Annotated in this window: 14 protein-coding genes; 5 read left to right on the top strand and 9 right to left on the bottom strand. The window is 45.4% G+C overall.

The features are described from left to right. Positions 1–51 precede the first annotated feature (51 nt). Positions 52–411 carry a glutaredoxin gene (locus tag R7O03_RS04265; RefSeq protein ID WP_318131534.1) on the top strand — a complete coding sequence of 120 codons (360 nt, stop codon included), beginning with the start codon at positions 52–54 and terminating at the stop codon, positions 409–411. Between the two features lie 191 nt (positions 412–602). Here the strand turns inward: R7O03_RS04265 and R7O03_RS04260 are convergent, their stop codons facing one another. Beyond that, positions 603–1,229 (bottom strand): OmpA family protein, encoded by a 627-nt coding sequence (locus tag R7O03_RS04260; protein WP_025768460.1) that lies wholly within the window; start codon positions 1,227–1,229, stop codon positions 603–605. A gap of 282 nt (positions 1,230–1,511) precedes the next feature. On the opposite strand from R7O03_RS04260, the gene R7O03_RS04255 reads away from it, so the two are divergent. Both R7O03_RS04255 and R7O03_RS04250 read left to right on the top strand, forming a co-directional pair. Then, positions 1,512–2,144 carry a thiol:disulfide interchange protein DsbA/DsbL gene (locus tag R7O03_RS04255; RefSeq protein ID WP_318131532.1) on the top strand — a complete coding sequence of 211 codons (633 nt, stop codon included), beginning with the start codon at positions 1,512–1,514 and terminating at the stop codon, positions 2,142–2,144. A gap of 13 nt (positions 2,145–2,157) precedes the next feature. Next, positions 2,158–2,631 (top strand): FKBP-type peptidyl-prolyl cis-trans isomerase, encoded by a 474-nt coding sequence (locus R7O03_RS04250; protein ID WP_005375638.1) that lies wholly within the window; start codon positions 2,158–2,160, stop codon positions 2,629–2,631. A gap of 82 nt (positions 2,632–2,713) precedes the next feature. Here R7O03_RS04250 and cyoE read toward each other — a convergent pair whose 3' ends face one another. From cyoE to R7O03_RS04230, 4 genes are read right to left on the bottom strand one after another with little or no spacing between them, the layout of a single operon-like run. Continuing rightward, positions 2,714–3,613 carry a heme o synthase gene (cyoE, locus tag R7O03_RS04245; RefSeq protein ID WP_172563879.1) on the bottom strand — a complete coding sequence of 300 codons (900 nt, stop codon included), beginning with the start codon at positions 3,611–3,613 and terminating at the stop codon, positions 2,714–2,716. After that, complete coding sequence (locus R7O03_RS04240; protein WP_086047292.1) at positions 3,606–4,625, bottom strand: COX15/CtaA family protein; 1,020 nt, start codon at positions 4,623–4,625, stop codon at positions 3,606–3,608. Before R7O03_RS04240 ends, cyoE begins: the two co-directional genes overlap by 8 nt. 11 nt (positions 4,626–4,636) lie before the next feature. Next, the gene (locus R7O03_RS04235; protein WP_213876052.1) at positions 4,637–5,173 is read right to left on the bottom strand and encodes a cytochrome oxidase biogenesis cluster protein; all 537 of its coding nucleotides are present in this window, start codon (positions 5,171–5,173) and stop codon (positions 4,637–4,639) included. After that, on the bottom strand, positions 5,163–5,954 hold the full coding sequence (locus R7O03_RS04230) for an SURF1 family protein (protein ID WP_031777208.1): 792 nt from the start codon (positions 5,952–5,954) through the stop codon (positions 5,163–5,165). Before R7O03_RS04230 ends, R7O03_RS04235 begins: the two co-directional genes overlap by 11 nt. On the opposite strand from R7O03_RS04230, the gene R7O03_RS04225 reads away from it, so the two are divergent. Further along, the gene (locus tag R7O03_RS04225; RefSeq protein ID WP_005375504.1) at positions 5,953–6,189 is read left to right on the top strand and encodes a DUF2909 domain-containing protein; all 237 of its coding nucleotides are present in this window, start codon (positions 5,953–5,955) and stop codon (positions 6,187–6,189) included. The genes R7O03_RS04230 and R7O03_RS04225 overlap by 2 nt on opposite strands. A 24-nt stretch (positions 6,190–6,213) precedes the next feature. On the opposite strand, the gene R7O03_RS04220 is transcribed toward R7O03_RS04225, so the two are convergent. From R7O03_RS04220 to coxB, 4 genes are read right to left on the bottom strand one after another with little or no spacing between them, the layout of a single operon-like run. Beyond that, positions 6,214–7,098, bottom strand: coding sequence for a cytochrome c oxidase subunit 3 (locus R7O03_RS04220; protein WP_005385214.1), 885 nt, complete (start codon positions 7,096–7,098; stop codon positions 6,214–6,216). A gap of 51 nt (positions 7,099–7,149) precedes the next feature. Further along, positions 7,150–7,689, bottom strand: a complete 540-nt coding sequence (locus R7O03_RS04215) for a cytochrome c oxidase assembly protein (RefSeq protein WP_005385211.1) — start codon at positions 7,687–7,689, stop codon at positions 7,150–7,152. 20 nt (positions 7,690–7,709) lie between these two features. Then, entirely contained in the window at positions 7,710–9,341 is a 1,632-nt protein-coding gene (ctaD, locus tag R7O03_RS04210) for a cytochrome c oxidase subunit I (RefSeq protein WP_005375510.1), read from the bottom strand. After that, on the bottom strand, positions 9,338–10,501 hold the full coding sequence (gene coxB / locus R7O03_RS04205) for a cytochrome c oxidase subunit II (RefSeq protein WP_213879505.1): 1,164 nt from the start codon (positions 10,499–10,501) through the stop codon (positions 9,338–9,340). Before coxB ends, ctaD begins: the two co-directional genes overlap by 4 nt. 330 nt (positions 10,502–10,831) lie before the next feature. Between coxB and R7O03_RS04200 the strand changes: the two genes are divergently transcribed. After that, positions 10,832–12,526: a phospho-sugar mutase gene (locus R7O03_RS04200; protein ID WP_025768465.1), complete on the top strand. Its 1,695-nt coding sequence runs from the start codon at positions 10,832–10,834 to the stop codon at positions 12,524–12,526. The last annotated feature ends 97 nt before the right edge of the window (positions 12,527–12,623 follow it).

The raw sequence follows: 12,623 nt of genomic DNA, 5'->3' as shown, positions 1-12,623 counted from the left end.
CATGATTGCATTCTTAAAGGACAATTACCCAATGAACATCAAGGGATCATTATGAAGTTTATCCGTTGGATTTTAGGCAAGGTTATCTTATTGCTGAACGCGGTGTTCTCACCTCGTGGTACTAAGCGCACCGCAGAAGAACAGCAACGTATTGATGAAAAAGCGAAACAATACGCACTTTACCAATTTGAAGCCTGCCCTTTTTGCGTAAAGGTCCGCCGTGCAATGAAGCGTCAATCGGTGAACATTGAGCTACGTGATGCAAAAAATAACCCGACTCATCGAGCTGAACTAGAGCAAGGTGGTGGGCGAGTTAAAGTCCCTTGCCTTCGTATCGAAAAAGATGGCGAAACACAGTGGTTATACGAGTCATCGGACATCGTCGCTTACGTTGAAAAAGAATTTGCCTAAGTTCCCCCTATGAACATTGGCGGATGTAAAAGAGGCACCTAACGGTGCCTCTTTTCTATTTTTTCTAGCTAAATGTTGCCGTGCGAGCTTTCCTTATTCAGTCTTCTTGCTCAACTCCGAACTTAAACTCCACTAAGCAAATAACGGGTATGCAAGAACAACACAACGAAGATTACCACCCAACGTCTGCGTTATTCATCCACGATCAATGTTAGCTCTACGCGCCGATTGCAAGCTTTACCACTCGCTGTCGCATTGCTGCACTTCGGTACATACTCCCCGAAGCCTCTAGAAAACACTCGTTGACGTGGAATACTCGTCGCCAATAGTTGTTTTTCTACTTCACGAGCTCGCTTTTCAGATAGCGTGTCATTGAAGCTTTCAGCTCCCGTGCTATCCGCATGACCATCAATCACGACATCAACATCAGTTCTTCCAGCCAGATAGTGACCAATGTTTCGAATCCAGTCTTGAGATTGAGCAGATAACCGTGCAGAACCCGTTTGAAAATGCACTTGCTCTTTCAAACGTATCATCAGGTGACCACCACTGAGCGTCTCGTGAGGAATGTTATGCCTGCTCAGGAACATTTCCAGAGAGGTCACGTTTTGCGACTTTTTTACTGACGCCCTCGCCGTTTGATATGAACGAGGGGAAGAAGCCACATTGGATGCGCTCGGGTATCCCCACTCTGGGTGTCTCAGCTCAGTGTTTGATTTAGGAGCTGTATCTAAAATGTTCCCACCAGGGACCATATCTTGATCGAGGCTGCTGCACCCGGCCAGAATGCCACAAACAATTAAAAACCAATGCTTCATACCATTACCAACGTAGAAAAACTCTTGTTCATTGTGTCGACAAAACACACCGAATCTTTAGCGCTTTTGTCCACCGATTGGTTTGTCTATGCAGCGTTCATGCCACTGGAGTCAATGCAAAATCATCTCTCAAATAAAACGCAACACTAAAATACCCTACCCTTACAGTCCATACGTCAGGCAAAGTCTGTTACCAATGGTCTCACTTTATTGTTATTTAATGGTTTTAGTCACTATCGTTAACCGATAAACTAACGCAAATTTCTCATTTAGAGCACTACTATGTTAAAAACCATATCGAAAGGCTTTGCTGTTGTTGTTGCCGTAATGGCTTTGTCGGCATGCGATAGCGGCAAGAGTCAGCCTCAGCAAGGCAAACAATACGAAGTTTTGCCAGTATCCCTTGAAGAGTATGATTTAGCTCCCCTGACTGAAGCATTCTCTTTAACTTGTGGCCACTGCCGCTCAATGGAAGAGTTTGTCCCTCAAATTGAATCATTGACCGATCAAAGCGTTGAAAAAATGCATGTAACGTTCAATGAAAGTGCACAAGTGAGCGCCATCATCTTCTATACTGCCGTAATGCAGCTTGAATCAACACCAGATAAAGCGTTTATGGCGGATCTTTTTACTGCTGTGCAAATGGGTGCCGATGCAACGGCTGAGGAACGCCAAATCGCCGTAGAGAAAGCCTTTGAGTCTCGCAACCTTATCAGCCCTTACCATTTAGATGAAGCACAGCAAAAAGCGCTGTTTGAGTACATCACTAAGGCAGAAGCGATCACGACTCGCGGCCAAATTAACTCCGTTCCAGCCTTTATCGTAAACGGAAAATATCAAGTGATTACTGGTGGTCATGACAGCGTTGAAACCATGGCAGAAACCATCAACTTTTTGCTAAAACAACCTAAATAGACAAGGAGATTACGTGTCTAAATTTTTGTTTCCTCTTATTATTTTTATTTTGGCGGGCTTTTTCATTTACCGTACTTGGACAAACCATAAAGTAGCAGATGAAAACTTTGCCAAAGGCCAAGCATTCTTACTAGAAAATGCGAAAAAAGAAGGCGTCATCACAACAGAAAGTGGCCTTCAATACATGGTTCTTGAAAAAGGCGAAGGTGAGGTTCACCCAACGGCAACAAGTAAAGTAAAAGTACACTACCACGGCACCTTGATTGATGGCACGGTATTCGATAGCTCTGTTAATCGTGGTGAGCCTATTTCATTTGGTCTTAACCAAGTCATTAAAGGCTGGCAAGAAGGTCTACAATACATGGTAGAAGGTGAGAAAATCCGCCTTTTCGTACCAAGCACGCTTGGCTATGGTAAGAGTGGCTCTGGCCCAATTCCACCAGCAAGTGTTTTGATCTTTGATGTTGAACTGCTAGAAATTCAATAAATCTAGAAAGCTTTGTCTTAAAGCCAAAGTATCAAAACCAAAAACGCCGCGAACCACGCGGCGTTTTCTGTTTTAAGAAAGGTTAAAAACCAATATAGTGATCCGAAAGCAATGCAATGAACAACGCCAAAAGATGATAGATAGAGAATTTAAACGTCTCCATCGCGGTATTTGGCTCTGGTGCATATTTTAGCTTCCATGCATGGTACATAAAGCCAGCATTGAGTAGTAGGGAGGCAAAAAGATACACCACGCCGACCATGCCAACCAAAACCGGTAGAACACAAACCAAAGTCAATAGCACCGTATACAACAGAATAGAAGTTTTGGTGTACTCAATGCCGTGTGTCACTGGCAGCATGGGAATATCTACCTTGCGGTAATCCTCGACACGATGAATAGCGAGAGCCCAAAAATGTGGTGGCGTCCAGATAAAAATGATCATCACGAGCAGCCAAGCATTCGCATGTAATTGCCCTGTTACAGCAGTCCAACCGAGAAGAGGCGGCATCGCACCGGCAATCCCTGCAATGACGATATTTTGGGGCGTAGCACGTTTGAGGTACATTGTGTATACCATCGCATAGCCGAGCAAACTCATCAAAGTCAACCATGCCGTCAGCGGGTTGACCATCGCATAGAGAAGTACAAACCCTAAGACACCTAAAACTGTAGCGAAGGCTATCACCGATGATGGCTTAGTCTCACCCGATGGCAATGGTCGTTTGTGTGTGCGTGCCATTCTCGCATCAATTCGGCGGTCAATTAGATGATTAAACGCTGCCGCAGACCCTGCCATCAGACCAATCCCCGTTAGGCCAACTACCGCATGAAACCAGGGGAAATCATCAACTGGGGCTAAGCTCATCCCTACTACTGCCGTCACCAACATTAACGCCACCACTTTAGGTTTCGTTAACTTCAAATAAACGGAACTTAGTCGCTTTCGCCCATTTAACGACAGCGCGATTTCTTTACTCATAGCGAACTCCTTTCGCGGTGTAATTCCAAGCCGTTTTACCCTGCCACAAGTAAAACTGGCTAACACAAACGAGACTCAACATAACAGCGGCACCAAGGTTGTGCGCCACCGCGACATAAATAGGAAGTTGAAATACTACGTTGCTTACACCCAGCATAATTTGGCACACCAGCGTGAATAACAACCACCCTCCGATTCTCTGTGAATGATGAGAATCTTGCCTCATAAGCCCAATACTATAAGCCAATACCACGGTGGCGGTAACAATAGCACCTATACGATGAGTGACGTGTATAGTCATTCTTGCCGGATACTCCAAGACACCAAATTCATAATTCTCGAATCCAGTTTGCCAGAAAGAAAACGCTTCTTTCCATGAGAGATGGCTCATCCAGTCTCCCTCACAAATCGGCAGTGTGGTACACATCAGCGCAGCATAATTTGACGAAGTCCATCCTCCAAGGAGCACTTGCACCAATACAACCAGAAAAACCAACAATGAAAAGCCTCTCAGAGAGCTAGAAGATGGAGAGAAATAGAGATTGTTTTGCGCTTTTAATTGGCAGTAAAAAATCGCCTGTAACGCCAATAAAACAAAACCACCGAGCAAGTGAAGCATCACGATGACGGGCATTAATTTAAGAGTAACTGTCCACATTCCCAAAAGTGCCTGCCCAATCACCAATACGCTTAGCAACATCGGAATGATTGAATTTACACGCTCAGACCTTACTGATATTGCAGCCATCGCAAAAATGACTAAACCTAACGTTCCTGCAAAATAGCGATGAATCATCTCAAGCCATGCTTTCTCATGCTCTACTGCCCGCTCGGGGAAGTTCAGGTTAGCACGTATGACGTCTTCTTCTTGATGCGGCACAGAAAAGTGCCCATAACAACCAGGCCAGTCCGGGCAACCTAACCCTGCATCTGAAAGGCGAGTATATGCCCCTAACATGATCACCACGAGAGTTAGCAGCAAACTGAATCTAACCAACTGAATTAATTTCATATGCACTTCCTCTAACCGACTCGTGACAGTTTTAAGAGCTTGCGTAAGTCCGCCAACATACCTTTATTCAATAGGACTAAGTCCTCATTTGGTTTCGGCGAGTAAGACATCACCAGCTGCCCAAGAGGATCAACGATCAACATTTGCCCAGGTTTCACTTTTGCGGTAACCAATTCATTCATTTGCATCGCTAACATCGATACTTCTATGGGATCTGAATGCTCAGTCTGCCAAACGACTGGCACTACTCGCTCTTGATACTTACCTAAAGCAACATGGCTTTGCTGAATCAGGTAAAGCTGCTGTTTACACTCTTCAGTGCATTCGTTAGGCAATACATAAGCGAGTTGCCAACCATGGTCTTTGAGAGGTGACTCTTGACCAAGTTGCTCTAACGTCGTGTATGGTTCGACTAACTCGCCTCTATTGGTCACTCCGCTTTGATACCACCCTTGTGTGAGAATGACTTTTGCAATGACAGCGGGAAGCGCGAACGTACAAACCAGCGCAATCAACATTAGTCGTCCTTTGGTTACTTTAGATGTCATGCTTCACCTCCATGTGACGCAACTTTTTTTGCCAACGAACAAAAACAATTAAAGTCAGTATTAAGAAAACACCTGCCATCGAAAACCATTGAATCGAATAGCCAAAATGTTTGGCACTATTGAGTGGTAATGGATTCCAAGGAAAGTCATAGGGCCAACGAGTTAAATTGTCTGGCTGCAAGACTGCGGGCATAAGTTCAATATTCAGTAGCTGATTCAATTGCGCGATGTTTAGGTTTTGCACGCGAATAACATCGCCAACTTCCGGCATTAACTCTGAGCTCAGTGGATTAGTAGATTTTCGGTACAGGCGTCCTGTGATGAAAATCGAATTATCGAGTTTGGTGACCGTTGGTAACATTGAGCGATCTGCTCTTCCCTCGACAAAACCAAGCTCCAATAACGCATAGGTACTAGGCTCATCGCTCGTCAATACAATCTGAAATGCTAAATATCCCACACTGCCTTGATGCGTTTGGTTGTCTAACAAAATTACGGGAAACGCCTGAGGAACAACATTAACTTCCACTTTTTTCCCGAGGATACTTTCCTCTCGCCAGTCGTTGTCTTCAAGAACGACGCTTAGTGCTTGGTACGCACTATCCGCACGCGCGAGAATGGCTTGTTCCAATGCTTGTTTTTCTTGCCCTCTCTCAAACTGCCAAAAACCCAGTTTGACCAAAAGAGAAAACACAACCACAGTTAAACCAACTGCAACCCAAAACCGTTTCGATAGCCATAATTGTCTTGATAACAACAATGATGAAACCGGAGGTGCCATGTCCACCGTATTTCTATTCAAACTGACGCTTGTCCTTTTGCTGCTTTTCATTATCTTCAACCTCGCAAAAGCGCTTATCGAAATGGTTCGTGAAGACCCAGATAATCCTGAAAAAAGAGACAAACCCATGAGTCATTACTTAGGCCGTCGAGTCATGTTCTCCGCTTTGGTGGTCGTCCTTCTGCTTATTGCGCTCAGCTCGGGTTGGCTAGCGCCAAACCCTCGCCCTTATTAGTCGAACCAAGAGTTCACACTGAGCCTAAAGTACGTAAACAAACACAAACAGACATAACCAAACCACATCCACGAAATGCCAATACCAGCTGCCCGCTTGAAAGGCAAAATGGTTCTTTGGCGAAAAGTGATCTTTAGCGATTCTGAACAGCAGCACGATCAAAAAGATAGTCCCAAGACAAACGTGTAAACCGTGGAACCCCGTCAACATGAAGAACGTGTTACCGTAAATACCGGACTGCAACGTGAGCCCTATATCTTGATAAGCATGAACATACTCAACCGCTTGGTAATATAGGAAAAAGCCAGCAAGTACGATGGTTATCTCTAACCAAACAATCAGTGCCGTTCTTTTGTCTTGTTCAAGGCTTATATGCGCCATATGTAGCGTAATAGACGACAATAGCAGCAAGATAGTATTGGTAAGGGGTATGCCCTGCCACGGCATAGCTTGTGTTGTTTCTCCTCCCGGTGTCAGTGTGAGTGGCCACATCGCTTCGAAGGTTGGCCACAGGACTTCGTTAGTCATGAAGTTATTATCTGCCCCACCTAACCAAGGCACAGAAATCATTCTGGCGTAGAACAAGGCACCAAAAAAGGCACCAAAAAACATCACTTCAGAAAAGATAAACCAGCTCATTCCTTGGCGAAAAGAACGAGTAATTTGCGAGCTGTATTTTCCACTCAGTGATTCAGTAATCACATTACTAAACCAACCAGCCAACATGTAAAGCAAGAACAAGAAGCCCACCGCTAGCACAATGCCACCAATGGTTCCCACTGCACCGTCACTTTGTGTCCCCTGGACGGTCATGCCCGCGCCAACAGCAACCAAAAACAGAGCAAATGCACCGATGATCGGCCAGCTACTTTGAGCGGGAACATAATATGTTCCTGGCTTGTTACTCATAATTTTTCTCCTTACTGACCAACCTTGGTCTGTATCTCTCTCCCTGAGTGGCTAAGAGCCTGTAGGAGGGGGAAGTTTATAGAGTGTGTAAGACAGCGTTAACGTGTGTATAGACTCCGGCAAGTCCGGTTCGATATAAAAAATCAACGGCATTTGAGCTTGCTGTTTACCATCCAGAGGCTGCTGGTTAAAACAAAAACACTCAATCTTATTGAAGTAAGCAGCTCCAGTCCCGGGAGAAACAGAAGGAACGGCTTGCCCCACCAACTTCTGCCCGCTTTCATTAAATGCAAGGTATTCGGTTTGCACGACTTCACCTGGGTGAACATCCATCGAAATCACTTTGGGTCTAAACTCCCAAGGCATATCTGGGCTTACATGCGCCATAAACTCCACGCGAACAGTTCGGCTCATGTCCGGTTGCATACCTGTCGGTTGAATGGCGGCTACTTCACTTGTCTTTCCATTGATTCCCAGTGCATCGCACATCACGTCATAAAGTGGGACTAGTGCATAGCCGAAGCCAAACATTAACAGGGTCGCCAAAAGCAACTTCACTGTGAGCTTCTTGTTTGATGGATTCGGTTTCATGTCACTCACCCCACTCTTTGCTAGTCAATCTTAGGCGGTGTAGTAAACGTATGATGTGGCGCAGGGCTTGGCACTGTCCACTCTAAGCCTTCCGCACGTTCCCACGGTTTTGCAGAAGCCTTCTCCCCGCCACGAATACACTTGATCACCAACCATAAGAAGATCAGTTGTGACAACCCAAATGCAAACCCACCAATTGATACTATTTGATTAACATCAGCAAACTGAATGGCGTAATCCGGTATGCGCCTTGGCATGCCTGCTAAGCCTAGGAAGTGCATTGGGAAAAACAGGACATTGACGGAAATAATTGAGCACCAGAAATGCCATAAACTCAGCTTGTGGTCGTACATATTGCCCGTCCACTTAGGTAGCCAGTAGTATGCCGCTGCCATGATCGAGAATACCGCACCAGATACCAACACATAATGGAAATGGGCAACTACGAAGTAAGTGTCATGATATTGGAAGTCCGCCGGCACAATCGCCAACATTAGTCCCGAGAAGCCACCAATGGTAAAAAGCACAATAAAGGCAATGGCAAACAACATTGGCGTTTCAAATGTCAGAGCTCCACGCCACATGGTGGCAACCCAGTTAAAGACTTTCACCCCCGTTGGTACCGCAATCAGCATAGTGCAATACATGAAGAAGAGCTCAGCAAAAACTGGCATCCCCGTGGTAAACATGTGGTGCGCCCACACAAGGAAAGATAACAATGCAATGCTGCACGTCGCGTAAACCATCGAATGATAACCAAACAGCTTCTTACCACTGAAAGCAGGCAGAATGGCGGAAATGATTCCAAACGACGGTAAAATCATGATGTACACTTCTGGGTGACCAAAGAACCAAAAGATGTGTTGGAACATTACCGGGTCACCACCACCAGCTGCGTCAAAGAAGCTAGTCCCGAAATATTTGTCAGTAAGAACCATGGTCACTGCACCCGCTAGTACCGGCATAACCGCGATCAACAAGAAAGCGGTAATTAACCAAGTCCAAACAAACATTGGTAACTTGAACCAAGTCATTCCCGGAGCTCGCATATTTACGATCGTCACGATAACGTTGATCGCGCCCATAATGGAGCTGATACCCATGATATGCACAGAGAATACAAACAGCGCAGTGCTATCTGGTCCATAAGTCGTGGACAGCGGAGCATAAAAAGTCCAACCAAAATCAGGACCGCCGCCAGGTAAAAACAACGAGCTCAACAAAATAAGAAATGCAAAAGGTAAGATCCAAAAGCTCAAGTTGTTCATGCGCGGCAGCGCCATATCAGGAGCGCCGATCATCATCGGGATCATCCAGTTAGCAAGACCCGTAAATGCTGGCATCACCGCACCAAATACCATCACTAAACCGTGTACCGTGGTCATTTGATTAAAAAACTGCGGATCGACTAGCTGTAGCCCTGGCTGGAACAGTTCGGCACGAATGATCATAGCCATCGCACCACCTGTTAGAAACATCGCAAAGCTAAACCAAAGGTAGAGGGTGCCTATGTCTTTATGGCTTGTAGAATACAACCAACGAGTGATGCCCTGGGGTGCATGATGCTCGTGACCATCATCAATCGCAATGGTACTGTTCGCACTGGCTTCTGCTGGCGCAGACTTCACTGCCTTATCTATTGGCTTACTCATATTTCCTCCTTAGCACTGCCTTGTGCCTTAAAGGCATTCACATCGGATGCTTGCACTGTATCGCCAGTATCGTTGCCCCATGCATTTCGTTGATATGTGATAACCGCGCCAATTTCTTTGTCACTTAACTGATTAGAAAAAGCCTGCATTGCGGTGCCCGGGCGACCGTTGACAATAATATCTATGTGCTCAGTAACATCTCCGGTTACAATAGGACTGCCTTTAATCGCGGGAAATGCACCCGGAATCCCCTCACCATTTGCCTGATGACACACAGCGCAACGCGCCGTGTATATCGATTCGCCTTGCGACATCAATTCATCCATAGATAAGTCTTGAGAGAGCGCTTCTTGTGCCGCCGCTTTTTGAAGTGCGAGTTCTTCCTTCTTACTCGCTAGCCATTCATCGAACTTTTCTTCTTCCATCGCATGCACCACCACTGGCATAAATCCATGTGCACGACCACATAGCTCCGCACACTGACCGCGATATACGCCTGGCTCATCAATTCTTGTCCATGCTTCATTAATAAAACCTGGAATGGTGTCTTTCTTGACGGCAAAGTCCGGTACCCACCAAGAGTGAATGACATCATCAGAAGTCATCAAAAAACGCACTTTGCGATTCACAGGCAACACCAAAGGGTTATCTACTTCCAGTAAGTAATGTGCGCCTTTAGCTTCGATTCCATCAATTTGTTTTTGGCTGGTGGCAAGCAAACTAAAAAACTCAACATCTTCGCCAAAATAGCTGTAATGCCATTTCCATTGCGAGCCTGTGATCTTGACCGTGATATCCGATTGGCTTGTGTCTTCCATTGCTACTAGAGTTTTTGTTGCGGGAATCGCCATAGCGACAAGAATGATGATGGGTATGACCGTCCAAATAATTTCCACTTTTGTACTTTCATGGAAATGTGCGGCAACTGCTCCTTTTGACTTGCGATGACGGAAGATGGAATAGAACATCACACCAAAAACAATCAAAGCAATTACACAGCAGATATAGAAAATCAGCATATGTAATTCATACACTTGCCCACTTATCTCTGTGACCCCTTTTGTCATGTTGTAGTCATTTTCCTTTGACCAACCAAAAGAGGAAAATGTGATTAAAATCACATTCAGTGATAAGGCTAGAGTAGTCGTTAATCTTTTCAAAAGATCTCTCCTCTGCTCAGCCGCTACGCCTACGCGAGCTTCCTTGCGTCCCGATGCAAATATCGAACAACTTTACGAAAAATCACAAAAACTACGATTTCGACACGGTTTGTTATATTTATGTTAAAAGGCTAGTTATAGTTCCAAGGTTCTTCAAGAAATTAAATATGATTAAATTTTGTTCGGATAAGAAAAATTAATTCGGTTTATCGATTGCCCTCTTTGAAATGTAATTGAGAACCATTTACATTGATTTAAAAGAAAACATTGAGATACTTACCAAACGAAGTGTCCAAGAAAGTAGGCTCCCCCTACTAAGGAATGACTGATATGACAGCACTAATTACGCAATGGCTAGAACGAGACCCTGATCCTAAGACTCGTGAAGAGCTACAACACCTCGTCGATACGAACAATGAACAAGAACTTACTGATCGCTTTGGCTCACGCCTTGCCTTTGGTACTGCAGGCTTACGTGGCAAAGTGGGCGCAGGTCCAAACCGAATGAACCGCTTGGTGATTCAAGAGACCGCCACTGGTTTAGGGAACTATTTGCTTGAGCAAGTCAAAGATGCCGCGAGTCGTGGTGTCGTTATTGGCTACGACGGTCGTCCCGATTCAAAACAATTCGCGCATGATACCGCATCCGTACTGACGGCCCTTGGTATCAAGGTTTACCTAACGTATGACGTTGCAGCAACCCCAATTGTCGCGTTTGGTGTCCGTACATTGAATGCAGCGGCCGCTGTTGTTGTTACTGCCAGTCACAATCCACCAGAATACAATGGCTTTAAAGTATATTGGGAGAATGGCGCACAGATTATTCCTCCACACGACTCTGGAATCGCAGCGAAAATTGATGACGCAACAACGAAGCCATTACCTTTAATGTCTCTCGATGATGCAAAACAGCACGGTTTGTTAGTTTGGTTGGAAGACGACTACTACCAAACTTACCGTAAGACAATGAATGAAAACGCGCTGCTTACTCCTGACAACAATACCGATATATCTATTGCTTACACCGCAATGCATGGCGTTGGCGCGAATATGGCGGAAACGCTACTTGCCGACGCAGGCTTCCAAAAAGTGGCAAGTGTTAAGGAACAACGCGAACCTGATGGAAGCTTCCCAACCGTCAACTTCCCAAACCCTGAAGAAGCCGGTGCAATGGATATGGTGATGGCATTAGGTAAGTCCGTAGATGCCGATATCGCTTGCGCGAACGACCCAGATGCGGACCGTTTTGCCGTGGCAGTTAAACGCCCAGATGGCGAGTATCAAATGCTAACGGGTGATCAGGTGGGCTCACTGTTTGGCGATTACTTGTTGGAACAGCAACCTAACGCTTTGGTTGGCAACACCATCGTATCCTCAAGAATGCTGAGCAGCATCGCTAAGGCGCATGGCGCACAATACTATCAAACATTAACTGGCTTTAAATGGCTTACTAACGTTGCCATGGAACAAGAGACAGAAACCAACCCATTCTTGTTTGCTTATGAGGAAGCGCTCGGTTATACCGTGGGTAACAAGGTGTGGGATAAAGATGGTTTATCTGCAATCGTCGCGTTTTCACAGCTAACAGGCAAGCTTAAAGCGCAAGGTAAAACACTGTGGGATAAACTGGAAGAGCTGTACCGCGAGCACGGTTTCTACTTCAACGCGCAACGCAGCATTGCTCTCGACCCGAACTCTCCACCAATCGGCGACAAACTCCGAGCAAATCCACCAACAGAGATTGCTGGTAAAAAAGTTGCAGTAACCGAAGATCTAAAAACATCGGTTCGCATGTTTGACGACGGCTCTGAAGAATCCATTGACTTACCGGCAAGTGACGTATTGATTTATCACCTAGAAGATCAATCACGCGTGATTGTTCGTCCTTCTGGTACTGAGCCAAAACTAAAATGTTACTACGAAGTCATCAACCTCTTCCCTGCGGATATGAGCTATGAACAAGCACAGCAAGCAGCAGAAGCGAAGATGAACGAACTTATCGACGCGCACCAGCAAAGTTTGTAAGTCAAAGAGAAACATAGATATTTGATACAACAAGAGGCGCAAATTCGCGCCTCTTTTTTTGATTTTAACGAGAACAAGTCAAGCTAACCCGTGCTTT

Source organism: Vibrio sp. Vb2960, assembly GCF_033337665.1.
Taxonomy (GTDB): Bacteria; Pseudomonadota; Gammaproteobacteria; order Enterobacterales; family Vibrionaceae; genus Vibrio; species Vibrio alginolyticus.
This window is presented reverse-complemented; position numbering and strand designations above follow the sequence as displayed.